We start from the raw sequence: 24,591 nt of genomic DNA on the forward strand, positions 1-24,591 counted from the left end.
AACTACTCTTAACTACTCTTAACTGTGCTGAGCCCTACTCTCGTATAGGTTTGTTGGGTTTTTGCTGTGTTTATTGCGGTGTTTTACTCTTAACTACTCTTAACTACTCTTAACTGTGCTGAGCCCTACTCTCGTATAGGTTTGTTGGGTTTTTGCTGTGTTTATTGCCGTGTTTTACTCTTAACTACTCTTAACTACTCTTAACTGTTTTCTTTGTGCTTGATCTAATCCTTTATGCGCGCATAATATTGCTTAGGGTCAAGTTTAGAGTTTCCATGCCACAGTAGAGCGTGTTTATTAGCAAGTCCACGTAATAATTTTCGCGCTGTAGCTTCGCTCATATTAATAAGATTTGCAGCTGTTTTTACGGTAATTCGATCATTGCTATATGAATATGCGAGAATTTTTCGCTCATTCTCATTGAACTCGCCATTATTTAGTTTTTCCTCTAACTCATTTATATGATCGTCCATACGCATTTGACGCGAAGCATAGTTATTTTCTAACGTCAGCAATAAAGAGTAAGGATTTGGCTGGCTGTATTGAGGATCATTGAGATAAAATTCCGCCATTTCCTCATAAATTCTATTAATTCCTTCATTGAGTTCTCGAACCCAGCCGAAGTTAACTAACGCGCGAGCAATACGAGGATTCCTAGCGTAGCGCGTATGTCGCATATTCTCTAATGTAACGATATCTGGCAAGGAACCAGGACTGAATATCTCGAATCGATCGTCAAACATGCTAACGCGAATATAATCGCCTCTTAATGAATAATCGCGATGTGCTACGGCGTTAACAATTCCTTCAAACCAAGCAAATTCTGGATATTCTGGTACGACTTTGAATCTTCCATCGTTTCCAAGATATTCAAATTCGCGTAATTGCGCTCGTATAGCTGCTTGTGATTGGCGAATAATTGTTGGAATCGGTCCGTCAAAGGTTTGATCTTTAACAATATTCATTCGTGCGCCAGTCTCACGATGTGTTCCTTCATATCGCAGGAATCTCAGACGAGCTTGTGGGAAATAATAGCTTGGATTTTTGCCAAACATTAGAATTGATGCGGCAGTTAGTTGACCTTGATGCATAAATCCGCGAGCTTCTAATACTTGCTGATTAGGTAAATGTTCGCAATTAAGTTGTTTCTTATATTCATTCAACAATTGCTCATCAAGATCTGCCAGGTTGGCATCTGGAATTAGATTATCCTCGAATAATCTTTCGCCTTTAGCATACTCTAATTTCTTAATTTGAGAGTAATTTTGTTTGACGCTTTTATCTCCAATTCTTAAATAAACTTCTTCACTTCGATTTTTAATAAGTTTATTTTTTGAGCAATCAATATGAATGATGAATAATGCATTTTTGCCATCTTCGGATTCATAGTCTAACTTACTGTAATCGATTGAAGGCTGACCAATGATATCTTGTTGGATTGCTAGTTCGTATTCGTCTAAAGAATGAGCCCCCGTATAATTTGTGCCAGATAATTCGCCATTATCATCGATGCCGATAGCTAATGTGCCTCCGTCTGCATTGGCAAAGGCAATGACGTGTTTTAGTATATCTTTAGGCTTTATGTGAGCACTTTTGCGATCAAAATACTGACCTTCTTTCAGGTCTTTAATCTCTTCAATCTTGTACTCTTCCATTGTTCCGCCTTAAATATCGAAGCATTACTGCGCGATTTTTATACGAATAATTCTTGTGATTACTATATCAAAAGAAGGATATAGAGAGTGTTATTCTTTCAAGGATTTGACTGGAATATCATGCGTAAATTAAGAGTATTTACAGCGTGTTATTAAGTACATTGTTGTTTTGCTCCGAAATACCCTTAACTACTCTTAACTACTCCGAACTACTCCGAAGTGTGCTGGGCCCTACTCTTGTATAGCTTTGTTGGGTTTTTGCTGTGTTTATTGCGGCGTTTTACTCCGAACTACTCCGAACTACTCCGAACTACTCCGAAATACCCTTAACTACTCCGAAATGTATTTACTTTTGCGCTTTGTTGTTTGTGTCGTGATTCGCGTCGCTGCGGCTTGCAAGCAAGATGCATAATTACTGGCGATAGTAGGAGAGGAAGCTGGAGAGTTTGCCCATTGCGTCGCGAAGCGTTTGCAAGCGCGGCAAGTAGATAACGTGTAATTATTTTAAGGGATTGACGTTTGTTTAACAATGTAGTAAATTGATTTACAAGAGTTTAGCATTGCAGTTCAAAGGAGACTGAAATGGAGAGAATGCCTAAAGGTAAAAAGTTCCAATTTAAGGCATTGCTTGATGACAAACAGTGGGTATCTAAAGATAATGTCTTCGGAGTTGGAGGGGAGGAGGTAGAAACAAGCGTGCATTTTTGATTTGGTGTCTGTGTGAACATGACATGTAGATTCATATGAGCCAGTGTTTGCGGCAATTAAAAACTGTTTGCTTGTTATGTGGTCATACAACAAAGAATAAAAAAATTATTAGTTTGTTTTCTGGTGCTTTAGAGAATAGTTCGTCATCCATTTTCTAAATGCAAAATGAGTGCAAGTTAACATATGCAGATAAAAAGAAGGTTACAATGAAGAAACTTACAAAAATATGTGCACTGATTGGTGCTGCTGCAATGATTATTAGCGTAAGTGCGTGCGGTAGTACAAAATCGTCCGACGCTAATGGTGCAACATCGCTTACCATTTGGCATTATTGGGATGGAGCTAATGCCGATACCTTTGATGCGATGGTGAAGGATTTTAATGCTTCGCATAAAAATATTAAGATTAAGACTGCGAGCGTTCCGAATTCTGATTTTATGACGAAGCTTCGTGCATCGGCTTCGTCGAAGAGTTTGCCAGATATTTCTATAAGTGATTTGGTATGGGTGCCACAGATTGCAAAAATGGGCAATTTGACTGATCTTTCTAAGGTTATCAGCTCGAAAACGCTCGATGATGTGACTCCTGCATTGATTGACTATGGTCATATTGACGGCAAACAAGTTTCTGTGCCAGTTACTGCCAATAATCTTGCGTACATGTACAACAAGGACGTTTATAAAGAAGCTGGGTTAGATCCTAACAAACCACCACAAACATGGGATGAGTTGAAGAAAGTTGCCAAGACAATCAAGGAAAAGACAGGCAAGCCAGGGTATGATTTGCTTACTCAAGCAGGAGATAACGGCGAAGGTTTAACTTGGAACTTCCAGGTCAACTTGTGGCAAGCTGGCGGCGAATTCTTGACGAAGGATAATTCTAAGGCTGCATTCAATACACCAGAAGGCAAGAAGGCTATGAACTTCTGGATGGATCTTATCAAGAGCGGCGTGAGCCCATATGCTAAGTGGGGCGAATTTGAAAAGGGCAAGGGTGGCTCTGCTCAGGAAGGTAGCTGGATGGTTGGCATCTGGGCGCCAGATCCACCATTTGATTTCGGTGTAGCAAAAGCCCCTCATCCAAAGGATGGCAAGGAAGCAACTAATCTCGGTGGTGAACAAGCAATCGTCTTCCATAATTCTGACGCTCGTGCCAAGGCTGCTGGTGAGTTCTTGAACTGGTTCTTGCAGCCAGAACAGGTAATCAAGTGGTCACAAAAGACCGGAATGCTTCCTGTAACGAAGAGTGTTGCAAAGTCTGATAAGTATTTGGATTGGGTGAAGAAGGAACAGCCTCGTTTAATTCCGTTTGTGGAACAAATGGGCATTGCTCATACGCGTCCAAATACGCCATTGTATCCAAAGATTTCCTTTGAATTTGCAAAGGCTGTGGAGAAGGCTTTCGCTGGAGAGCAGAGTGTTGACGAAGCGCTTGCGAATGCTGAAAAGTCAGTGAACGACGTGATTGCAAAGGGTTGATTGCATAAATAATTTGCCGATAGCTGAGCCGAATGAAATGAAGTTGGCTCAGCTATCGGAGTTCTTTGCATCCAAGGAGTATGTAATGAAAAAACGTCATTTTCTCAAGTCTGTGCACAGGCACTACCAGAAAGATCAGGTAATTTGTGCTGCGGTATTCTTGTTGCCAGCAGTGCTTATTATTGGTGGTTTCGTGCTGTACCCTGTGTTGTCTGCTGTATATATTTCACTAACATCGTGGGATGGATTCTCTCCAGAAAAGAAATTTATTGGCTTGGGAAACTATGTTCGTCTTTTCCAAGATCCTGAGTTTTTCAACAGCTTAATGGTAACAATTATTTATGCTGCTGGTGTATGTGTATTAAGTGTGCTGACTGGATTGTTGCTCGCACTTTTGCTTGATGCGCCTATACGAGGTAGGAGTATTTATCGTAGTATTTACTTCCTTCCAGTTGTTACATCTTCTGTGGCTGCAGCCATTGTGTGGAAATATATGCTCGATCCTTCTGGATTCGTGAACAGTGTGTTGATGAAATTCAATATACACGGACCAGATTGGTTACAAAATCGCTGGCTTGCGCTTATTGCATTAATTCTTTTGACCGTGTGGAAAAATATTGGTTTTAACGCTATTTTGTATTTAACTGCGTTACAAGCATTGCCAAAAAGCGTGTATGAAGCGGCTGCATTAGATGGAGCTACTGGGTGGCAAAAATTATGGAAGATTACTTTCCCATTGCTATCTCCAATGACGTTTTTTGTAGTAGTTCAGGCATTAGTAACGAGCTTCCAATCCTTCGATCTTGCATACATGCTCACGGGTGGCGGTCCTCGCGGAGGCACGGAAGTGCTTGGCATGATGATGTATCGTGATGCGTTCAAGCTCGGTGATTTTGGCTATGGAACAGCAATAGCGTTCATTACGCTTGCGCTAGTGCTAGGCGTGACGATGATTCAATGGAAAGTTTCTGGAGCACAAGGAGAAGAATAATGAAATCATCATTATGGTCGCGTTTGGCGCGTCATGCGATTCTGATTTTAGGTTCAGCAACAGTAATCATTCCATTTTTGTGGATGTTCACTACTTCTTTGCAAATGCGTGCTGAAACATACACGAATACTTCAATTTTTCCTACATCATGGCACTGGGAAAACTATATTCACGCTTGGCAAGCGGCGCCGTTTGCGCAATATTATTGGAATACGCTATTGATGACGGTAGGAATTGTTGTAGGACATTTAATATTTGATGCCTTTGCCGCCTACGCTTTTGCGCGATTAGAATTTCCTTTGAAGAAAACAATATTCATTCTGCTGCTTTCTGCATTGATGATTCCTAATTTTGTGATTGTTATTCCGTCTTATGAGATAGTCGCTAATTTGGGATGGGTTGATACGCTGTATGCTTTGATTGTTCCTAGACTTGCAGATGTGTTTGGAATTATTTTACTTCGCCAATATTTTGCAACAATTCCTCGAGAGCTTGATGAGGCAGCGCGCATTGACGGTTGTGGCAGGTTTGGAATATTCTTCAAAGTAATCGTTCCATTGTCGTCCCCAGCGTTTGCAACGCTTGGTATTTTTAGTTTTCTCTTTGCGTGGAATGATTTTCTTTGGCCATTATTGGTTACGAATACGGATGAAACTCGTACAATTCAGATTGGTTTAGCATCTTTCGTAGGGCGTTACGGAACCTCTTGGAATTATTTGATGGCAGGAACTTTGACTGCAACAATACCAAGTATTATTGTGTTCCTTTTCTTCCAACGTGCGCTTGTTAGAGGAATTGCCAATACTGGTATGAAAGATTAGAAATTGTAGAAATATTAAGGATGGGGTTTATTATGTCTATACCACAGTGGTTGCCTGATGCAAGATTTTATCAGATTTTTCCTGATCGTTTCTATCGTTGTGAAGGCTACGGTATGCTAACTGAAGGTCATGTGCCGCTTGATTCATGGGATGCTGAGCCTACGCCTGAGAATTTCTTAGGTGGTAATATTGCTGGAATTACAGAAAAACTTGATTATATTCATGATTTAGGGTGCAACGCGCTCTATTTGAATCCAATTTTTTCTGCTGCAACAAATCATCGTTATGACGCAAACGATTATTTTAAAATCGATCCACTTTTAGGAACTCTTGAAGATTTCCATACATTGGTAGATGAAGCACATAAGCGGAATATACGTATAGTGCTAGATGCAGTTTTAAATCATTGTGGTAAAACTCATTGGATGTTTCAAGATGTTGTTAAAAATGAAGATAATTCAGAATATGTTAATTATTTTTCAGTGAAAAACTTTCCAGTTAAGTCATTGCCTGTGCCTAATTATAAAACCTGTTCTGGTTGTGAATATCTACCGAAGTGGAATGTGTTTAATCCAAAGGTGCGTGAGCACCATTTTAATGTTGCGAGATATTGGATTGATCAAGGTATCGACGGTTATCGTCTTGACGTTCCATATTTTATTTATCCAGAATTTTGGCAGGATTTTAGGCAAGTTGTTAAAGCAAAAAATTCAGAATTATGTTTGATAGCTGAAGAATGGAGAGACCCTGCTCAATGGCTGCAAGGAGACACTACCGATAGCACAATGAATTATACTTTGCGTGATTTAGTTTTAGGTTTTACTGCGACAAAGCGATTCAATGCATACGATTTTGTTAATGGTATTAACCGTTTGCAGGAGCGTATACCGTATGGATATCACCATGGGATGATGAATTTGTTGGGTAGTCACGATACTGAGCGTGTTTTAACTGCGCATCAAAATAATACTGAGGATTGCATAACTGCCTACTGTTGCATGTTTGCCTGCGAAGGTGCTCCGATGATTTATTACGGTGATGAGCTTGGTATGGTTGGCGATAATGATCCAGGGTGCCGTTCTGGCATGCAGTGGGATAGTCTTGATACAAATGCTGAAATATTCCGTACAATTGTTCAATTAAATGCATTGCGGTGTGATCATATTGCGTTGCGAAGAGGTACGCAAAGTTGTTACGCTGTTGATGGAGATACTGTCATTATTTCGCGAGAGCATAAGGAAGAATCTCTTTTGATGATTATTTCACGTAGTAATTTAGTAGAGTATAATTCATCGAAGCTACCTCAACAATTGCAAAATCATAATTGGCGAATTATAAATGGTGTAACTGTTGGAGATAGTTGGCGCCCCAATAAAGATAATTCTATGATTGTATTGCGAGCTCAACAGTAAAAAATAATGTAGAAGTAAGAAGTGTGAAGCATGGGAAAGAAAATTACAATGCAGGATATTGCTGATGCAGCGCGTGTCTCTAAATCTGCTGTCTCCTTTGCATATAATACTCCTGATCGCTTATCATCAGAAACTGTAGAACACATATTTTCAGTTGCAAAGGAACTGGGATATGTGCGCAATCCTGTTGCTTATATGCTGCGAACTCAAAAGACAAATAGTTTGGGATTGTTACTACCACAGCAATTAGGCCGAGTGCTAGAAAATCCATACTATTCGGAGTTTATTCAGGGTATTGGGCAAATCTGTGAGCGAGAGGGATTGACGCTTCTTTTAGTGCCTCCACTTCGTAATTCTATGTTAAAAGCAATTCCTTATGCTGCAGTTGACGGTTTTATAGTAACTGGTTTAGAAGAAGATCGTGGTGAAGTTGAAGCTCTTATGCAGCAAGGAAAGCCATTTGTGATTGTTGACAGTGAAGTACATAGCCAGGCTCCGAGTATCAATATTGATGAGACGCGCGCTATGAAAGAATTAACTGAGCATCTTATTTCATTGGGCCATCGCAATTTTGTGGTGATTTCTCCAGAATCAGGCAATGATGATGGGTATCTTTCTTGGCATGGAACAATTCGTCGCCGTATTGATGGTGTGATTTCTGCTTTAGAAGAGAATGGAATAGCCCCACTGGTCGATAAGAAAAATGTTATTGAAGTGCCATGTACTCGTACTGGAGGAGAAGAAGCTTTTGCACAAATAAAACAAAATAATTCTGTATTACCAACTGCATTCATCTGTTTTAGTGATGTTATTGCGTTTGGAGTAATGGATGCTGCTAGACAGTCTGGTTTGCAAATCCCACGCGATATTTCTGTTACAGGATTTGATGATATAGATGAGGCTGCATGTAGTAATCCACCGTTGACAACAGTTAAACAGCCTGTTACAGCTAAGGGACGTTTAGCTGCTGAATATATAGTAGAAACTTTGAATGCTGGATATGAACGCGCATCATCCCGTCACGTATGTTTACCTATTACTGTGCTGCTGCGTGAGTCAATTGGTCCAGCAGCATCTATAAGAGAATAGGCTGCGTAGTAAATACTTTGATTCCTTCCTCCTATGAAAAATATAGTGCCATGTTAAGTTTTTTAGCGTGGCACTATATGCATAATTTCTGTAATGTGACCAGAATTAATAATAATTTTTTTGTTTATACAAAAATTATTTTTCTACTGGCGATAGTAGGAGAGGAAGCTGGAGAGTTTGCCCATTGCGTCGCGAAGCGTTTGCAAGCGCGGCAAGTAGACTACGCGGAAGTAGCCTGGAGTCTGCCAATTAAAGCCTTTGCCGTGCACAATCAGCAACTTCTGATCGCGTAGCAAATCAAGCGCAAACTGTTCGTCGTCGTGAATGTTGTAGCGAGCAGGATCGAGCTTTACAAACATGTAGAAAGCAGCATCCGGTCGCTCAACGCTTACGCCATCCATCTCTTGAAGCGCGTTATAGCAGTACTCGCGCTGCTCGTACACGCGTCCGCCTGGCTCCAAATACTTTTCAACGCTCTGGTATCCGCCTAAAGCAGTCTGAATAATTGATTGCGCAGGAACGTTCGAACACAAGCGCATATTAGACAGCATGTTAAGTCCCATAATGTAGTCGCTAGCCTTGGATTTATCTCCCGAAAGGCTCATCCATCCAATGCGGAAGCCAGCAATCATATGCGACTTAGAAAGTCCGCTAAAGGTTACGCAGAACACGTCTGGAGCAAGAGAAGCAATCGAAATATGCTTCTTGCCGTCCATAACAAGACGGTCGTAAATCTCGTCCGCAAAAATAATCAAATTAAATTCGCGCGCAATCTTAACAATCTCTTCCAAAACTTCGCGACTATACAGCGCACCCGTAGGATTATTTGGGTTAATAATCACGATTGCTTTAGTACGAGGCGTGATTTTAGAGCGAATATCGGCAATATCTGGGTACCAATGCGATTTTTCGTCACACATGTAGTGCACAGGAGTGCCGCCAGCCAAGCTCGCGCACGCGGTCCACAACGGATAGTCTGGGCTTGGTATAAGAATCTCGTCGCCGCAATCAAGCAGCGCTTGCATAGAAAGGTTAATCAGCTCGGAAACGCCGTTTCCAGTGTAAATATCTTCCATTTGCACGCCTGGAATGCCTTTAAGCTGATCGTATTGCATAATCGCCTTGCGCGCGGCGAAAAGTCCGCGGCTATCCGAGTAGCCTTCGCAGTCAATAAGCTGCTGCTGCATGTCGTAAATCACTTCGTCTGGGGCGCGGAATCCAAAAGGCGCAGGATTTCCAATGTTTAGCTTTAAAATATGCGTTCCGTTTGCTTCCATGCGGTTTGCTTCTTCTACAACTGGGCCGCGAACGTCGTAAAGCACGTGTTCAAGTTTGGTGGATTTGTTGAAATTTCTACGTTTAAGTGTTTTGGAAAGCTCTTCTTCTGTTAATTTGCGATTTTCTTCGTGCTGCTCGCTGCAATCTGCTGGCGACTTTTGCGCGGTTTTTGCGCAAGAATGGCCACCTTTAATCGAATTGCTGCCGATTCCATTGCTGCTAATTCCAAGAATTTCTTCGAGCATATCTCGCACGTCTTTGCGAGGCTCAGTTTTTCCACTTAAATATTGACTTAACTGGCTTTTGCCAAGCTTATGGCCACTTTTTGCTGCAAGCTCGATTACATCGATCTGCTTGTATCCCTTGATTTTCATGGCCTTTTTAAGGTCGTTTGCAAAATTCTGTGCCATAATCCGTCTTTCTTTACACCATCTTATAGAAGCTTATAAAATCAGCATTCGTAAATTGAACAAACGTACAACAAAGTTCAAAATAGAAGCTATAAATTGAACTTTGCGGCGATTAAAAGACAATTTTACGCGCCAAAACTCATTTTGCAAGCCTAAAATTGAATTTATTTTGAATTTTGATTGAATTTTTACTGAGCAATAATTAAGAATTGAACTAAAAAGACATTAAATTGAACTTATTGATTCCCGACTTTGTTCCCTTTTGCCCGAAAATGTTTACGTTTTGGGTCAAATGGTAAACAAAAGCAAGAAAAAGGGAACGAATACAAGAAAAAGGGAACAAACGCAAGCAAATCAGCGCAGTTTGCTGTGGTGATACCATGAGTTATATGTATTTCTTTACTCCGCGCAGATGTGAATCTACCCAAAAAATAATGTACGCCAATAAAGGGCAGGCTCTTATGGCAGCGGATAAAAGCTTTAAGGAGCGCGGAGCAAAACTTTGGGTTTATAAATGCGATTATTGCGGCAGCTGGCATTTAACGCATTCAAATCCTGCGATTCGTAAGTACTGCGATATGCGCTCGCGGTTTGAAACAACCAAACCTAAGTCTAGAAAACGCGGATATAAGCCGCGTATGCGCTAAAAATCAGTAAATTAGTAAATCAGTACTTAAAAGTAAATCCTTGCGCATTAAGCTGCGATTCGCAACTATGGTTTTTAGCGCCAGAATCCACAGCAAGCTTTGCGATTTGCGCACTGAATGCGTCCACTGGCCTATCTGCATTACGCAAATCGTAGTATTTATGCACTCTTTCGTCGAAGCTTGCCAGATTTTCAAGCAAAACGTCATCGCTGCTAGGGTATTCATTTTCAAAAAATTGCATGCCAGAATCCATTCGCGGCTTTATCTCGGGGCTTTGGTCTGGCTCGCCAATCGCAAGCCCAAGAACGGGGTACGTGTATTTTGGCAACTTCAAAAGTTCAATTAGCTCTGGAATGTTGTTTAAAATTGAACCAAGGATTACGCACCCAAGTCCAAGCGATTCCGCGGCTGTTTCCATGGCGTGTAGCGCAAGAACCGCATCGTTCTGCGACTGCGAGAATCTGTAGCCCGTTTTAAGGGTAAAGTCGTCTCCGTCTGTGTCAATTCCGCTTTTTCGCGCGATTGCAGCATTTCTGTGCTGATCAATAATAAAAATGTACAAAAGTGGGGCAGTGGCTATATAGGCCTGATTCCCAAGTTTGGAAAGCTTTTGTTTAAGACTTGCGCTCGTAATTTTAATAGCCGACCAGTCGTTTAAAAATTGACTGCAAGCTGCGCGCTGTGCCGCCGCCTCTAGTGTTTTTACAACATCTTCGCTAATCGGATTGTTTTTAAAAGCGCGTATAGATCTGCGATTAAGAAGCGTTTGAATAGCTTGGTTCGCATATACGTTCTGTGCGCCGTTTTGTTCGCCGTCTTGCGCATTATTCTGTACATTATTCTGAGTTGACATCATGTTTTTATGTTAATGGCAACGAAATACCAAATTGAAATACCAAATTGAAATACCAATTAGAAATTGGCATGTAAAAGTGTTATAAAAGTGTTATAAAAGTGAGCGAACTTGGCAGTGAAGCCAGTTTGTATGTAATGGGTTTAGATTTGCGCTAAGGCACCAAGCGCAGATTTTTTACTTGTTGGTGGTGCTAAGGCGGCGTGGATTATGCTGAACAGTATTGACGTTGACGTTAATGGTGGTTCATTTAGCGCAGATTCGTACGCGATTCAAGACGTTCCAGCAACATGCTCGGGCGCGCCCGAAGGGCGACTCGTGCTTTTGCGCCACGGCCAAACTGTTTGGAGTGAATCTGGCCAGCACACAGGCCGCACCGATATTCCACTAACACAAGTTGGCCGCAATCAGGCTATAAACGCAGGCGCCAGGATTCGCCAGGCCTTTCCAAACGGTTTTAGCGAGGATTGCCAGTTTGTAAGCCCGCTTATTCGCGCTCGCCAAACCGCTCAGTTGGCCGGATTTACGCATTGCACGCCGCTAGAATACGCCGCCGAATGGGATTACGGCTGCGCAGAGGGGCGCACAAGAAAAGACGTTTCTGCGCTAAGCGGCGTTGAGTCATGGGATGTTTGGAAAGATGGCCCTAAAGCTCTTCCAGATTTTATGTCGGATTCTTGCCAAGAGGTTCTACCAAGCGGAGAAACTGTAAAAGTGGTGCGCTCTAATGGAGAATCTTTACAAGATGTTTCTAATCGCACTCAAAAAATAATCGACTCTGTTTTGCCAAAACTTAAAAGCGGCAAGGATGTGATTATTGTAGCTCACGCGCATATTCTTAGGATTTTAGCAACCAGATGGCTTGGGGTAGATGCCCAGCAGGCGCGTTTGCTCCGATTAGACACCGCGCACTATTGCGCGCTTGGAACTTATAAAGGCGATCGTGTAATCGTTCGCTGGAATTGCTAATTTTTGCTTGCTAAAAATATGCGACACGCCGCTATATCAACACTGCTATCGTTTGCAATATTTTTATATTTGAGGCATAATAAAGAATGTCGAAAGGGCACCTAGGGGTGCGGCGGCCAAAAGGTAGGCCGACGGCATAGGAGAAAGGTTCGATGATGAATCGTACAATTAAGTCAACAATTGCGCTTGTAGCTTGCTCAGCAATGGCATTTGGTGCGCTCGCTGCATGCGGTTCTAGCTCTTCGGATTCTTCCGATAAGGGCAAAGTTTACTTCCTTAACTTCAAGCCAGAATCTGCTGATCAGTGGAAGGAAGTTGCTAAGGAATACACCAAGAAGACTGGCATTCCTGTAAAGGTTCAGAATGCTGCTTCTGGCACTTACGAGCAGTCCCTTAAGAGCGAAATCAGCAAGGGCGATGAAGCACCTACACTGTTCCAGGTTAATGGTCCTGTTGGCTACGCAAGCTGGAAGGATTACACCGCAGATCTTAAGGATACCGAGCTTTATAAGCAGCTTCAGAACAAGGATATTGCTCTTAAGGATGGAGACAAGGTTGTTGGCGTTCCATACGCAATGGAAACCTACGGCTTGATTTACAATAAGGCTTTGCTTAAGAAGTACACCGAGCTTAAGGACGCAAAGGTAAAGTCTGCCGAAGAGATTAACTCCTTCGATAAGCTTAAGGCTGTTGCAGACGACATTCAGGCTCGTAAGGGTGAGCTTGGCGTTGATGGCGCCTTCACTTCTGCTGGCTTCGATTCCAGCTCTGATTGGCGCTTTAAGACCCACCTTGCAAACCTTCCTCTGTACTACGAGTTCAAGGAAGATCATGTTACCAAGCAGCCAGCAAAGATTAAGGGTACATTCCTTGATGGCTACAAGAAGATTTTCGATCTTTACATTACAGATTCCACCACTCCTGCAACTCAGCTCAGCTCCAAGACTGGTGAGGATGCAAACTCTGAGTTCTCGCTTGGCAAGGCTGTGTTCTATCAGAATGGTACTTGGGCTTGGACCGATTTGCAGAAGGCTGGCATGAAGGCCGAAGACCTTGGCATGCTCCCAATCTACATTGGTGCTAAGGGCGAAGAAAAGCAAGGCTTGGCTACTGGTTCCGAGAACTACTGGTGCATTAACGAGAAGACTTCGGATGCCAACAAGAAGGCAACCAAGGACTTCTTGAAGTGGGTTCTTACCTCTGATTACGGCAAGGAAGCTATGTCTAAGAAGATGGGCTTCACCACTCCATTCAAGAGCTTTGCAGATATAAAGTCTGAGAATCCTTTGACTGCTGCTGCTGTTGAAGATGCTCAGTCTGGCAAGACTCCTGTAAGCTGGAACTTCACTATGATGCCATCTGACAACTGGAAGAACGATCTTGGCTCCGCTTTGCTTGAGTATGCTCAGGGCACTGGCAAGTGGGATAAGGTTAAGAGCGCCTTCGTTGACAATTGGGCTAAGGAAGTTGCTCAGGCTCACGAAGATCAGGATTAATCCAAAGAATTGGGTTAAAACTGGCTCATTAAATTCATAATTTAATATATGTCATTTTTGTAATTGCATTAGCACAGTGCATTAGTGACAAGTAAAAGAGCTTCAAGCCTAATGGTTTGAAGCTCTTTTTTAGTGTAAAGATAGTTGATAGTTGTTAGTCGATAGTCGTTAGTCGATAGTCGTTAGTCGATAGTCGTTAGTCGATAGTCGTTAGTCGATAGTCGTTAGTCGATAGTTGTTAGTCGATAGTCGATAGCAACTAGCTATTTTCAATCTGACTTGTGCTAGATCTAACTATAAGCTGTGCAGGAATGGTAATGTATCTGCAGATTTTGCTTAAGTAATCGCCATTAATCAAAGACAAAGTCATTTTGGCTAGGCTTTTTGCCATCTCAACAGGGTCTTGACGAATTGTTGTTAGCCCCGTTTCTCTTGCGTAGAAACTATCGTCAAAACCAATAATCGAAACGTCTCCAGGAGTACTGTAGCCGCTTCTAGAAAGCTGGAACATAAGCGGAATTGCTATTGCATCTTCTTGGCAGGCGATTGCCGTTGGAACGTTTGTATTGCTTAAAAGCGAAGAAACGATTGAGCTTATGCGATCCGCGCCTTCGGGTGCTGCGATTTCTATAGGAGTAATGCCATTAATTTTGCATTCGTCAATAAAAGAATGGTAGCGCTGCAAAACACTAAAATGCAGGGAAATATCGCGGTTTGTGCGAATGTAGGCAATGTTTTTATGGCCTAAACCAATAAGATGACGTGCCATAAGCCTAGCGCCTTGATCGTCATCTATGTTAATAGTTGCGTCAAAGTTGCAATCCAAAGGATTCACGCAATTTATTCCCAAAACTGGCACGCCAGTGGCCTTTAGAGAATCAACTTCCTCCTTGTTTACGTCGAATGAGCAAACAATTACAGCATCTGCATTTCTGCGCGTAGGAAGCATGTTAAAGAATTCCGCACGCTCTTCACTACTAGATATTTGGAAGACTGAAAGATCGTAGCCAGCTGGGTGAAGAACTTGATTTAGGCCTTGCATAATAGACGCAGTAAACCATAGTCGCATGCTGCCGCTAATAAGAAGCGCAACTCTTAGTGTTCTTCCAGATTTTAAAGCAGCCGCAGAACGCGATATTGAAAAGTTTAGTTTTTCGGCAATAGTCAACACTTTGTTGCGGGTTGCTGCAGAAACTAGGTCTGGGCGCGTAAACGAGCGTGAAACAGTAGATACTGATACGTGCGCTTGGTTGGCAACGTCTTGAATATTAGCCGGCATGTGAACTCCTTTATTCGCACAGCAAAATATCTCGTCAATATCTTCATTAATATTACTAAAATATGTACAAAGTTAGTGTACAAGCGGTGTAGCATACGCGACTTGCGCCTGCTCAATTTGCATTTATTACACAAACGTTTGCAATACGAACAATAATAGCAGATTTTGCCGTAAAATCGCCAAAAATTAGGATTTTTTTCACATTTTATTTTTAGTATATTTTGCTGCGACATGCAAAAAAATGACAACGTTTGACATTGCTGTTGCATGTAGTAATATAAAAGTATTGGTTCGGGCGCGCTTGCTCGCTCGGCGTCGTACTCAAGGAGGAGAAAGTGACGAATCATGATTAATATGAGTGGAAAGGCAATACGCAAGTGGTGGGCGTTATTTGCTCTGCCAACGTTTGCCGCTTTTGTAATTGGCTTTTTAGTGCCATTTGTAATGGGCGTGTATCTTAGCTTTACTAAGTTCCACACTGTTACCGACGGAAAGTTTGTTGGAATACGCAATTATCGCAAGGCTTTGCGCGACCCACACTTCCTTCATTCGTTAGTATTTACAACGGCTTTTACGATTGTAACAACAATTGTTATTAATGTTATTGCATTCGCAATTGCTTACATGCTTACAAAAAAGTTTAAAGGATCCAACCTGTTCCGCACAGTGTTCTTTATGCCAAATTTGATTGGCGGCATTGTTTTGGGCTACGTTTGGCAGGTAGTGCTTAATGGCATCTTGGGTTATTTTGGCCGCGCTATTACTTATTCTGCAACGTACGGATTCTGGGGCATGGTTCTTTTGATATGCTGGCAGCAAATCGGCTATATGATGATTATTTACATTGCAGGTTTGCAGGCGCTTCCAGGAGACGTTATTGAGGCTGCTGCTGTTGACGGCGCAAGCCCAGCTCAAACGCTGTTTAAGATTACGATTCCGCTTATGATGCCTTCTATTACGGTTTGCACGTTCTTAACGGTTACAAACGGATTCAAGCTATTCGATCAGAACTTGGCATTGACTAATGGTGCTCCTTCTAGAAAGTCGGAGATGCTTGCGTTGAACATCTTTAACACGTTCTATGGAAGGATTAACGGCGAAGGTGTTGGCCAGGCAAAGGCAGTTATATTCTTCATCATTGTGGCTGTTATTGCCTTGGTTCAGAACAAGTTGGCAACATCTAAGGAGGTGGCAGCATGAACGAGAAGACTAAGCATCCTGCGCTTTGGACCACGCTTTTTGCTGTGGTGAGTTTGCTGTGGATTTTCCCAATCGCGATAGTGTTTATAAACTCCTTTAAGTCAAAGGTGTATATTGCTAGCGAGCCATTTTCGCTTACTCCAAAGTCGTTTATTGGTTTTGACAACTACGTTCTTGGCATTAATCGCACCAACTTGCTTATGAGCTTCTGGTGGACGATTGTGGTAACAGTTGGCGCCGTAATTTTGATTCTGCTTTGCACTTCTATGTGCGCTTGGTGGATTGTGCGCGTAAATAACTGGGCTGCAAAACTTCTTTACGTGTTGTTCTTGTTCAACATGATTGTGCCATTCCAAATGGTTATGTTCACGCTTTCCAACATCACTACAAAGCTTGGATTGAATACCCCTTGGGGATTGTGGATTATCTACCTTGGATTTGGTGCAGGTTTGGCTGTGTTTATTTTCACTGGTGTTGTAAAGGGCATTCCTCAAGAGTTGGAAGAGTCTGCAATGATTGATGGCGCTTCTGTGCCACGCATATTCTTCCAGATTATTGTTCCGATTATGAGGCCAGCGATTATATCCGTTTCTATCTTGCAAACAATGTGGATTTGGAACGACTTCCTTCTTCCTTACCTCACTTTGGATTTGAACAAGTACAAGACGGTTTCTATTGCAGTTCAATATTTGAAGGGCGGCTATGGTTCCGTTGAAATGGGTGCCATGATGGGCTGCTTGGTTATGGCAATTGTTCCAATCATAGTCTTCTACCTAATCTGCCAGAAGTACATTATTAAAGGTGTTATGGCTGGTGCGGTAAAGGGCTGAGATTTTTTCTCCTTCGAATCTCGGCATCTAGCGATGGTGGTTGCACGCGTCTGCAGCCACCATCATTTATATTTAATCATTTATATTTATAGTGTATTGTTGGTTAAGTTTGCGTTTAAATGCGCACATTAGGCAGGAGTGGTTGTAATGATTTCTTTTGGAAGCCCTGATTCAAAGTTTGCACAAGGAATGGAATCGTTTGCAGATGCGGTCTGGCTTACTGTTTTAATGATTATTACAAGTATTCCGCTTATAACAATTGGTGCTTCTATTACAGCCGCTCACGAAACTGCCAGAAGAATTGAGCGTGGCGAGGCGCATACAACAGCAATCTACTTTAAGTCTTTTAAGAATAATTTTGTTAAGGCCACCATTATTTGGGCTATTTTAGGGCCACTTTTAGCGCTGATTGTGTGGTCTTGGATTTTCTTGCAACTCACTCCGCTTTTAATAATAAAGTTTGCGATTAGCATTTTGTGGATTATTGTTGCGCAGTGGGTTTTTGCTCTGCAAGCGCGTTTTGAAAACTCGATTGGCAGAACTTTTATTAACTCGCTGATTTTTGGTGTGAGCTATGCGGCAACTACTTTTATGATGTTTTTGCTTGATTGCGTGTTCTTTGCGCTTGTTTATCTTTCGCTAAAGTATTTTTTGCAGGGATTGCCGCTGCTGATTTTGCTTGGATGGGGATCTTTGATTATGCTTCACACGCCGCTTCTAGAGCGCGTGTTTGCTAAGTATGTTGCGGCTAACCGCGATTAGTCAAAGCATACATGAAAGTGGGCTAAGCGTCTAATATGTAGCGTCTAATATGTTAGTGAGGCGAGCATCGCCATAGACGCTCGCCTCACTCAGGACATCAAAAGCGTGGTGCGTAAAATGGTGTCTACAAGCCATCCTACGCACCACGCGGAGAGGGAAGAAGTTACTTGCATGAGCAACTTTATGTATTACTAGTATACCTCTAATTGCTCTATTTGCAAAGCTTTTTTAACCTTTCTTTTTACTTTTTTGATGGTAATTTTACTGTTGTTTTGGGTTATTGGTTAAATTTTTTCACCATTCATGATTTTGGCCATGGAAAGCACTCGTGGAGACTTAAAAACATCGCCCGTGTGAACAACATTTCCATCTTTGTCTGCAAGAGGAATACGCCAATTTGGATACTCCGTACTGGTTCCAGGCTGATTCTGCGAACGCTTCTCTCCAACAGCGTCTACAAGTGCCACTTGCAAAAGCAAAGATGGGGAAGTGCGCATAATCGCATGCATGGCTTCTACGATTTCTTGCACGTGATCTTCCACATGTTCGGCCGCATCCTTGCTAATCCAGCCGCCGTCCAAAAGCATCTTCATCATGGCGTCTCGCTCAGCGCTAGCAGCCTTTTGGAAGCTTTCTACAGAATCGGTAAGCAGGTGCAGCTCTTCGCGAATCTTAACGTGTTCAAACTCAAGGTAGCCTGCAGTAGGAGGCATATCGTGAGTAGTAACAGAAGCCAAAGCGTATTCGCGGTAGGTAGAAGGATTTGCAAATATGATTTCCTTCTTTCCAGCCTTCTTAGCGGCCTTTTCGGCTTCATCATTGTGTGTAAACCATTCAACAACCGTTCCAAGAATGCCGTGAGAAGCAAGAACTTTAGAAACGTACGCTGGAACAGTGCCAAGGTCTTCGCCAATCACCAATCCGCCTGCGCGAGTGGCCTCAATGCTAAGAACCGCAAGCATGGCGTCAACATTGTAGTAAACGTATGCGCCGTTCTTTGCGCCCTGGCCGCGTGGAATCCACCAAAGGCGGAAAAGTCCAAGCACGTGGTCAATGCGAACCGCGCCAGCGTGCAAGAACACGTTGTGAACCATGTCTCGGTAGGCAATGTAGCCAGTTTCGTCTAAGTAATTAGGGTCAAATGGAGGCTGGCCCCAATCCTGGCCCTGCTGGTTGTAGAAGTCTGGAGGAGCGCCAACGCTAACGCCATTAGCAAAGCGCTCTGGGCTCCACCACACGTCTGCGCCGTATCCGTGCACGCCAACTGCCATGTCTTGCATAAGGCCAATCGCCATTCCAGCGGCCTTGGCCTCGGCGTGTGCTGCTGCAACCTGCTCGTCTGCAATCCACTGAAGCCAGCGGTGGAATTCAAGCAAATCGGCGTGTTCGCTTCTAAGTGTGTCAATCTGAGGAGTGCCCTTGCCTGTGGTTTCAAACCAAAGATTATCTCCCCAAGGCGCGCCCCAAACCTCAAAGGCCACGCACCAGGTGGCAAAAGCATCTAAATCTGCGCCAGAACGAGCCTTAAAGTCTGCGAATTCCTGCTCGCGTTCTGCGCTTCTAGGCTGCTTAAAAATAAGCCTTAATGCTGGAAGTTTTGCGTTCCACGCAGCGTTAATATCCATTGGATTTGGATTGTTATTAAGCGCTTCTACGCCCGCGTGCAAAATTTCCACCTCTTTGCGCTGGCTTTCGCTAAGCTGCGCGTACTCTGGAATATCTTGTGGACGAATGTATGTAACGTTTAAGAACCTGCGTGATTCTGGCAAGTAAGGCGAAGGCTCCAAAGGTGCAACTGGAGCACACGCATGAATCGGGTTTATAAGCATAAAGTCGGCTTTGCCAATGCTTCCAGCGTCTTTAAGCAGCCTGCGCAAATCGCCATAATCACCAACGCCCCAAGATTCCTTTGAGCGCACGGAGTAAAGCTGAGTCATGTAGCCCCAACGATGGCGTTCCTTAACGCTTTGTGGAAGTGGGATTTTTGCTGGCGCGCAAATCAAAGTTGACTGCGCATGAGCAACGGTTTTGCCATTTTTATCTTCTACTTTTGCAAGAAGAGTGTGGTATCCCATTGGCAAGTCTTGTGGAAGTTCAAGAGTTAATCCGTCTTCCTTGCTGTTTTCAAATCTGTTTAGAGGCTCTTCGTATTGCGACCCATCTTCTAGCGTAAGCGTTATGTGAATTTTTTCTGGGCTGCTTGTGGCTTCTTCAGCGTGAATAGGAACAATCGTTTTTGTGCCGCTAAAGCACACCACGGTTGGTGGCAACAGCTCGCTATTGCGCTTTTCTTGAACGCTTTTTAGCGAATTTTCAATGTTTTCGCTTGTTTTTGCAGGGTAGCCCAGGGCGTCTAGAACGCCTACAAGCGCTTCGTCCGTAATCTCTGTGTAGTCGCCTAGTTGGTCTATGTAGAAAGTTGCGACTCCGCATGCTTTTGCAAGTTTAATTAGTGGGCGAGCAAGTCTTTCTGCGCTTTCTTCTACGGGCACAGGCGTGGCAGCCTTTGTTTTGCCATTGTCTGTTGTGCTCATGATGCTCCTTTGTTAATCGTGGCACGTGTACGAGCATCGAATTTGTTGCAAACGATGCTAAAAAGTGCGGGCTCTCAACACATCGCTGGATTGAGGCACGCTCTAAGCAACAATTATATTAAGTATTGACATCGTTTGCAATATTGGCGATTTTAGGCGATTTTAGGCGATTTTAGTGAGAATAAGCAAAAACCGCAGAAGGTTAAATGCCAACTGCGGTTTTATTTGCAATATTTAAAACGACTACTTGCGGCGGATTCGCATAAAGTGCCAACCAGCGCCGATTGCGCCGATTCCAGCAATTATGCTTCCTGCAACAGCTGCGATTAGCGTTGTGTTGTTGCCAGCGGCCTGCGCGCCGTTGTTTGCGGCAGATGCCTGAGCGCTTTTATCGCTGCTCTTGGAATCTTCGTTATTTGACTCTTCGTTTTTGTTGCTCTTGGAGTCTGCGGAATCCGACTGGCTTTCGGAGCTGGCGGAATCAGAAGAATCTGCGCTCTTTGCGGAGTCTGCGGAATCCTTTGCATTGCTGTTTTTGGCTGTGCTCTTGGAGTCTGCGCTCTTTGCGGCGCCTGCAGCGGCGCTTGCAGAAGAGGAAGAAGAGGAAGAAGACGTGGCGGATGCAGAAGAGGCAGAAGCGTTGCCTGCATTGCTTGCAGTGGTGCTTGCAGCAGTCTGATTTGCTTGTGCTTTCTGTGCGCCTGCAGAGGCCTTATTTGCTGCAGGAACTACTGCAGGGGCAGATTCGCCAGCAGCCTGAGTGCCCAACTTTTCTAAGGCCTGGGCATCTAGAATGCCGTTCTCGTACGCTTTGCCAGCTGCAGCGTAGTGGCTATTTGTGCGTGAGTTGCTGCCAGATTCTTTGGCTGCAGGAGCTTCTACCTGTGGGGCAGCCTGTGGCTGTTCTTGCTGTGCATCGTCGCGATCTTGATCCTGCTGCTGTGGTTCTGGATTAGCTGGGGCTGGCACATAGTTTTGATTCTGCTGCTTTACCTTTAGTGCATTTTCGCCCTTTTCAAGAGAAGCTGCAAGCTTATTTAAAGCACTACTTAGCTTAGTTTTTGCTTCTTCAATCTCTGAGCCGTATTGATTAATTGATTTGTTATCTTGCTCAATAACTCCATTTGCGTTAGTTAGCTGACCGTTAACTTTCTCTTTCTTAGATTCATCATTTAAAGACTCTAAAGACTTATTTATTCTATCTTTAATCGTTGCTATTTTGTTTTTTAGTTCATCGAATTTATTCTTTGCTTTACCAAAATCAGATTTTACGCTTTCGATTTCTTTTTGAGCTTCTTTTACTTTAGTTTCAGCTTCTTTTACAGCGTTTATAGCAGATTGAATCTTTTCTTTAGTTTCATTTTCTGCAGTATCAACTTCTGTTGAAGCTGTTCTGGCTGCATCGTCAGCCGTATTTGCGTTTTGCTTTGCTTTTGCTAATTTATCTTTAAAACCATCCGAGATAATAGGATTATTCTGAAGATTTTGTATTTCAGATATAATCTCTTGCACATCTTTATCTACTTGTGCTGCTGCATCAGATCCGGAGTTATCTTGATTAGTTTTACCTCCTGCACTATCTGCATTGTTTTTCGGGTCTACAGCAACAGGTTCACTTACGCGGTCAAAGCCTTCGCTGGTTTGCTCGCCAACAGAATCTGGCGCTGTAGCAGAAACAACGGTGGTTTCTGGCGTCAAGGTTGTAGCGGGATCTGTGGATGCATTTGCAATTCCAATACTTCCAATAAGTACCAAAGAGCTAGCTCCCAAAGAGATGGCGGCTGCAATCTTAGCGTTCATATTTACCTCATTCTTCAAATCATTTAGGTTTGGGGGGGTGGGGATATTTGTTTAATTATCAAGTTGTAAGATCAAAGCGCTAACTGTTTATTATGTTGCGTCTCTGTCTTGTTGCTGAACTTTCTCCTCTCCACCATCGCGAACATACGCAAGGGGGGTATAAAGTCTAAAAATGATTCTAGCAGAACAGCAGGAATAATTCGCTCACTTTGGCAATTTATAAGGAACAATTAAGGAAATTACAAGGTTTTGCCTTTAAAAAATAATCCCGACTTTGTTTCCAAATCACAAGAATAAGGGAACAAAATCGGGATAAAATGCGATTCGCGCACTCAAAAAATTCGAGCGATTAAAACTCGAGCAATTAAAACTCGCGCGATTAAGCGCGCTTGTTGCTTAACACAACAAAAGTACGCGGCGGAATGTGAATCGCTCGCTGAGCGCCGTTATCGTCGCAAAGCATTGCCGCGCGGCTACCAGAGTCGTGCCCCGTCCACTTATCAAAGTACTCGCTGGAATCCAACACACAGCGCCACGGTCTTGCAGATTTAGCAGGCAAATCAACCGTTGCAGACGCATCTTTCATAGGATTTGCGCATACAATCAAGTCGCTTCCAATTTGCTCTGCAAGAATGGAGTTATCGGATGCCGTAAGGCGAGTGTGCTGAGCATCGTAGAAATCAGCGTTCTTAGCGCGAAGTTTTATAAGTGCGCTATACCAGTCCACAAGTGGCTGGAATCGCTTAGCTCTAGACCAATCAAGCTGGTTCATAGCAACTCCGCGATTATAGGAGTTATCGCAGCCGTGCTTTGTGCGGCCAAACTCTTCACCGCCAAGCATAAATGGCATTCCAGCGGAGCACAAAATTATGCCAGCGCTAAGAATGTTTGCGCTGAAGATGTCTGCAACACTGTTTGGATCACTTGCGTCAAAATCGCAGCTAGACGCGTTGTCGCGCATAGAAATGCACAGCTTATCCCACAAAGTCAAATCGTCGTGAGCAGAAACATATTGCACAATTTGGCCAACACTCTTGCCAGCACAAGGCATGCCACGCCAGCCGTTAAACGCGTTTCGCACAGGATCCGCCGTCCAAAACTCGTTGCCGTTTACATAGCCGCGGTCGTGATGATCCATAACGTTGCCCTTAAGCGTGTCTCTAGACTCGTCACTAAACCAGCCGATTCTAGAATCAAGGAAGCCGCGCCCAGCTTTATCTCCCATAGGGCAGTCATCACCAACAGCTGCAGCACCCGCGCCCCACGGCTCGCCATACATAAGAATATCTTTGCCGCCATCAAGCTTATCTAGTTCTGCGCGAATCATGTTCAAAGTTTGCGCATCCGCTAAGCCCATAAGGTCAAACCTAAAACCATCCACATGGTAGCAGCGCGCCCAATGCAAAATAGACTCAATCATAAAACGCCTAAACATTGGGTGATCGGAAGCCATTTCGTTTCCACAGCCCGATCCGTTTGCAAATCCGCCATCTTCTTTACGCCTGCAGAAGTATCCAGGAGCAACGCTTTCAAACGCGTTCGACGCGGCTTCAAACATGTGATTATAAACAACATCCATCACTACGCGCATGCCATTCTTGTGCAAAGCGCCAATCATTGCCTTGCACTCGCGGATTCTTACCGTGCCGTCGTACGGGTTGCTGGAGTATGCGCCTTCTGGCACGTTGTACGCGTGCGGATCGTAGCCCCAATTGTAAAGCGAATCAACGCTTTCGCCATCTTTGCGCGCTGCATCAATCGCAACCTCGTCCACAGTTGCAAAATCGTAGATTGGCATTAGTTGAACGTGAGTTACGCCAAGTTTTTTAAGATAGTCAATTCCAGTAGGGAAGTTGCTATCTGCATCTAAAGTCGTATGCGAATCTGTAAAAGCAAGATACTGACCGCGGTGCTCTGGCTTAAATCCGCCATTTTCATTGCTGCTAAAGTCTTCAACGTGCATTTCCCACACAACAGTTGCATGGCGCACAAATTCTGGCGATTTATCTTTGTGCCAGCCTGCAGGAGACACGCGATCTTCGTCAATAACAAGGCTGCGCTCGCCATTTACGCCGCTAGCCACGCCCCATGGGTCGCTTGTTCGATTTACTGTTCCGTCTGCAAAAGTAACAAGAAAGTCGTAGTAAACGCCATCTAGCCTCTGCAATATTGACGTTCTCCATGCTCCGTCGCGCAATGGCTTTAAATCGCGTGTTTTAAACGGTTCGCTGTTGTTTCCTGTTTCAAAAAGTCGCAGTGTTACGCATGATGCTGTTGGCGCCCAAAGCGTAAATGTGGTCGATTTTTCGTTAAGTGAGAATCCGAGCTGACCCGAATAAACTGGCCATTGTGTTGAAGATGGGAACGTCATGAATATAT

General features: G+C 43.4%; 19 protein-coding genes. 12 read left to right on the forward strand and 7 right to left on the reverse strand.

What is annotated here, in order from left to right; genetic code table 11:
* Nucleotides 1–224 precede the first annotated feature (224 nt).
* Nucleotides 225–1,655, reverse strand: coding sequence for an ATP-binding protein (locus QP420_RS04565; RefSeq protein WP_481616671.1), 1,431 nt, complete (start codon nt 1,653–1,655; stop codon nt 225–227).
* Between the two features lie 582 nt (nt 1,656–2,237).
* On the opposite strand from QP420_RS04565, the gene QP420_RS04570 reads away from it, so the two are divergent.
* The 6 genes from QP420_RS04570 to QP420_RS04595 all read left to right on the forward strand — a co-directional run bounded on the left by QP420_RS04570 (nt 2,238) and on the right by QP420_RS04595 (nt 8,154).
* Entirely contained in the window at nt 2,238–2,363 is a 126-nt protein-coding gene (locus QP420_RS04570) for a hypothetical protein (protein ID WP_004113751.1), read from the forward strand.
* Nucleotides 2,364–2,569: 206 nt separating this feature from the next.
* On the forward strand, nt 2,570–3,841 hold the full coding sequence (locus QP420_RS04575; protein ID WP_481616672.1) for an ABC transporter substrate-binding protein: 1,272 nt from the start codon (nt 2,570–2,572) through the stop codon (nt 3,839–3,841).
* An 85-nt stretch (nt 3,842–3,926) separates the two neighbouring features.
* Entirely contained in the window at nt 3,927–4,832 is a 906-nt protein-coding gene (locus QP420_RS04580) for a carbohydrate ABC transporter permease (RefSeq protein ID WP_481616673.1), read from the forward strand.
* Entirely contained in the window at nt 4,832–5,653 is an 822-nt protein-coding gene (locus QP420_RS04585; protein ID WP_004112888.1) for a carbohydrate ABC transporter permease, read from the forward strand. Before QP420_RS04580 ends, QP420_RS04585 begins: the two co-directional genes overlap by 1 nt.
* Nucleotides 5,654–5,685: 32 nt before the next feature.
* On the forward strand, nt 5,686–7,065 hold the full coding sequence (locus QP420_RS04590) for a glycoside hydrolase family 13 protein (protein ID WP_481616674.1): 1,380 nt from the start codon (nt 5,686–5,688) through the stop codon (nt 7,063–7,065).
* A 30-nt stretch (nt 7,066–7,095) separates the two neighbouring features.
* A complete protein-coding gene (locus QP420_RS04595) occupies nt 7,096–8,154 on the forward strand; it encodes a LacI family DNA-binding transcriptional regulator (protein WP_481616675.1) in 1,059 nt (352 codons plus the stop codon).
* 143 nt (nt 8,155–8,297) lie between these two features.
* On the opposite strand, the gene QP420_RS04600 is transcribed toward QP420_RS04595, so the two are convergent.
* A complete protein-coding gene (locus QP420_RS04600; protein WP_481616676.1) occupies nt 8,298–9,842 on the reverse strand; it encodes an aminotransferase class I/II-fold pyridoxal phosphate-dependent enzyme in 1,545 nt (514 codons plus the stop codon).
* Between the two features lie 380 nt (nt 9,843–10,222).
* On the opposite strand from QP420_RS04600, the gene QP420_RS04605 reads away from it, so the two are divergent.
* A complete protein-coding gene (locus QP420_RS04605) occupies nt 10,223–10,489 on the forward strand; it encodes a hypothetical protein (RefSeq protein WP_155639659.1) in 267 nt (88 codons plus the stop codon).
* Nucleotides 10,490–10,508: 19 nt separating this feature from the next.
* Here the strand turns inward: QP420_RS04605 and QP420_RS04610 are convergent, their stop codons facing one another.
* Nucleotides 10,509–11,345: a nitroreductase family protein gene (locus QP420_RS04610; RefSeq protein ID WP_481616677.1), complete on the reverse strand. Its 837-nt coding sequence runs from the start codon at nt 11,343–11,345 to the stop codon at nt 10,509–10,511.
* Between the two features lie 207 nt (nt 11,346–11,552).
* On the opposite strand from QP420_RS04610, the gene QP420_RS04615 reads away from it, so the two are divergent.
* Nucleotides 11,553–12,311: a histidine phosphatase family protein gene (locus QP420_RS04615; protein WP_481616678.1), complete on the forward strand. Its 759-nt coding sequence runs from the start codon at nt 11,553–11,555 to the stop codon at nt 12,309–12,311.
* A 152-nt stretch (nt 12,312–12,463) separates the two neighbouring features.
* Nucleotides 12,464–13,807 carry an ABC transporter substrate-binding protein gene (locus QP420_RS04620; RefSeq protein ID WP_415689725.1) on the forward strand — a complete coding sequence of 448 codons (1,344 nt, stop codon included), beginning with the start codon at nt 12,464–12,466 and terminating at the stop codon, nt 13,805–13,807.
* Nucleotides 13,808–14,066: 259 nt separating this feature from the next.
* On the opposite strand, the gene QP420_RS04625 is transcribed toward QP420_RS04620, so the two are convergent.
* Nucleotides 14,067–15,086, reverse strand: a complete 1,020-nt coding sequence (locus tag QP420_RS04625; protein ID WP_481616679.1) for a LacI family DNA-binding transcriptional regulator — start codon at nt 15,084–15,086, stop codon at nt 14,067–14,069.
* 345 nt (nt 15,087–15,431) lie between these two features.
* Here QP420_RS04625 and QP420_RS04630 point away from each other — a divergent pair, with 345 nt between their 5' ends.
* The 3 genes from QP420_RS04630 to QP420_RS04640 all read left to right on the forward strand — a co-directional run bounded on the left by QP420_RS04630 (nt 15,432) and on the right by QP420_RS04640 (nt 17,878).
* Nucleotides 15,432–16,286 carry a carbohydrate ABC transporter permease gene (locus QP420_RS04630; RefSeq protein WP_481616680.1) on the forward strand — a complete coding sequence of 285 codons (855 nt, stop codon included), beginning with the start codon at nt 15,432–15,434 and terminating at the stop codon, nt 16,284–16,286.
* The gene (locus QP420_RS04635) at nt 16,283–17,116 is read left to right on the forward strand and encodes a carbohydrate ABC transporter permease (protein WP_481616681.1); all 834 of its coding nucleotides are present in this window, start codon (nt 16,283–16,285) and stop codon (nt 17,114–17,116) included. The genes QP420_RS04630 and QP420_RS04635 overlap by 4 nt, the downstream gene beginning before the upstream one ends.
* 147 nt (nt 17,117–17,263) lie before the next feature.
* Nucleotides 17,264–17,878 carry a DUF624 domain-containing protein gene (locus tag QP420_RS04640; RefSeq protein WP_481616682.1) on the forward strand — a complete coding sequence of 205 codons (615 nt, stop codon included), beginning with the start codon at nt 17,264–17,266 and terminating at the stop codon, nt 17,876–17,878.
* Nucleotides 17,879–18,162: 284 nt separating this feature from the next.
* Here the strand turns inward: QP420_RS04640 and malQ are convergent, their stop codons facing one another.
* The 3 genes from malQ to pulA all read right to left on the reverse strand — a co-directional run bounded on the left by malQ (nt 18,163) and on the right by pulA (nt 24,583).
* Nucleotides 18,163–20,412, reverse strand: coding sequence for a 4-alpha-glucanotransferase (gene malQ, locus QP420_RS04645; RefSeq protein ID WP_481616683.1), 2,250 nt, complete (start codon nt 20,410–20,412; stop codon nt 18,163–18,165).
* Nucleotides 20,413–20,655: 243 nt separating this feature from the next.
* Nucleotides 20,656–22,212 (reverse strand): hypothetical protein, encoded by a 1,557-nt coding sequence (locus QP420_RS04650; RefSeq protein WP_481616684.1) that lies wholly within the window; start codon nt 22,210–22,212, stop codon nt 20,656–20,658.
* A 379-nt stretch (nt 22,213–22,591) separates the two neighbouring features.
* Nucleotides 22,592–24,583 carry a type I pullulanase gene (gene pulA / locus QP420_RS04655; RefSeq protein WP_481616685.1) on the reverse strand — a complete coding sequence of 664 codons (1,992 nt, stop codon included), beginning with the start codon at nt 24,581–24,583 and terminating at the stop codon, nt 22,592–22,594.
* Nucleotides 24,584–24,591 lie beyond the last annotated feature (8 nt).

Origin of the sequence: Bifidobacterium sp. UMB1197 (assembly GCF_030217745.1) — a bacterium.
In the GTDB taxonomy this organism is placed as follows: domain Bacteria; phylum Actinomycetota; class Actinomycetes; order Actinomycetales; family Bifidobacteriaceae; genus Bifidobacterium; species Bifidobacterium vaginale_B.

What these genes read in the sequence shown, in the direction of transcription:
- QP420_RS04565 (WP_481616671.1), bottom strand. Translation starts at nt 1,655, where the DNA reads ATGGAAGAGTACAAGATTGAAGAGATTAAAGACCTGAAAGAAGGTCAG.
- QP420_RS04570 (WP_004113751.1), top strand. Translation starts at nt 2,238, where the DNA reads ATGGAGAGAATGCCTAAAGGTAAAAAGTTCCAATTTAAGGCATTGCTT.
- QP420_RS04575 (WP_481616672.1), top strand. Translation starts at nt 2,570, where the DNA reads ATGAAGAAACTTACAAAAATATGTGCACTGATTGGTGCTGCTGCAATG.
- QP420_RS04580 (WP_481616673.1), top strand. Translation starts at nt 3,927, where the DNA reads ATGAAAAAACGTCATTTTCTCAAGTCTGTGCACAGGCACTACCAGAAA.
- QP420_RS04585 (WP_004112888.1), top strand. Translation starts at nt 4,832, where the DNA reads ATGAAATCATCATTATGGTCGCGTTTGGCGCGTCATGCGATTCTGATT.
- QP420_RS04590 (WP_481616674.1), top strand. Translation starts at nt 5,686, where the DNA reads ATGTCTATACCACAGTGGTTGCCTGATGCAAGATTTTATCAGATTTTT.
- QP420_RS04595 (WP_481616675.1), top strand. Translation starts at nt 7,096, where the DNA reads ATGGGAAAGAAAATTACAATGCAGGATATTGCTGATGCAGCGCGTGTC.
- QP420_RS04600 (WP_481616676.1), bottom strand. Translation starts at nt 9,842, where the DNA reads ATGGCACAGAATTTTGCAAACGACCTTAAAAAGGCCATGAAAATCAAG.
- QP420_RS04605 (WP_155639659.1), top strand. Translation starts at nt 10,223, where the DNA reads ATGAGTTATATGTATTTCTTTACTCCGCGCAGATGTGAATCTACCCAA.
- QP420_RS04610 (WP_481616677.1), bottom strand. Translation starts at nt 11,345, where the DNA reads ATGATGTCAACTCAGAATAATGTACAGAATAATGCGCAAGACGGCGAA.
- QP420_RS04615 (WP_481616678.1), top strand. Translation starts at nt 11,553, where the DNA reads ATGCTGAACAGTATTGACGTTGACGTTAATGGTGGTTCATTTAGCGCA.
- QP420_RS04620 (WP_415689725.1), top strand. Translation starts at nt 12,464, where the DNA reads ATGATGAATCGTACAATTAAGTCAACAATTGCGCTTGTAGCTTGCTCA.
- QP420_RS04625 (WP_481616679.1), bottom strand. Translation starts at nt 15,086, where the DNA reads ATGCCGGCTAATATTCAAGACGTTGCCAACCAAGCGCACGTATCAGTA.
- QP420_RS04630 (WP_481616680.1), top strand. Translation starts at nt 15,432, where the DNA reads ATGATTAATATGAGTGGAAAGGCAATACGCAAGTGGTGGGCGTTATTT.
- QP420_RS04635 (WP_481616681.1), top strand. Translation starts at nt 16,283, where the DNA reads ATGAACGAGAAGACTAAGCATCCTGCGCTTTGGACCACGCTTTTTGCT.
- QP420_RS04640 (WP_481616682.1), top strand. Translation starts at nt 17,264, where the DNA reads ATGATTTCTTTTGGAAGCCCTGATTCAAAGTTTGCACAAGGAATGGAA.
- malQ (WP_481616683.1), bottom strand. Translation starts at nt 20,412, where the DNA reads ATGAGCACAACAGACAATGGCAAAACAAAGGCTGCCACGCCTGTGCCC.
- QP420_RS04650 (WP_481616684.1), bottom strand. Translation starts at nt 22,212, where the DNA reads ATGAACGCTAAGATTGCAGCCGCCATCTCTTTGGGAGCTAGCTCTTTG.
- pulA (WP_481616685.1), bottom strand. Translation starts at nt 24,583, where the DNA reads ATGACGTTCCCATCTTCAACACAATGGCCAGTTTATTCGGGTCAGCTC.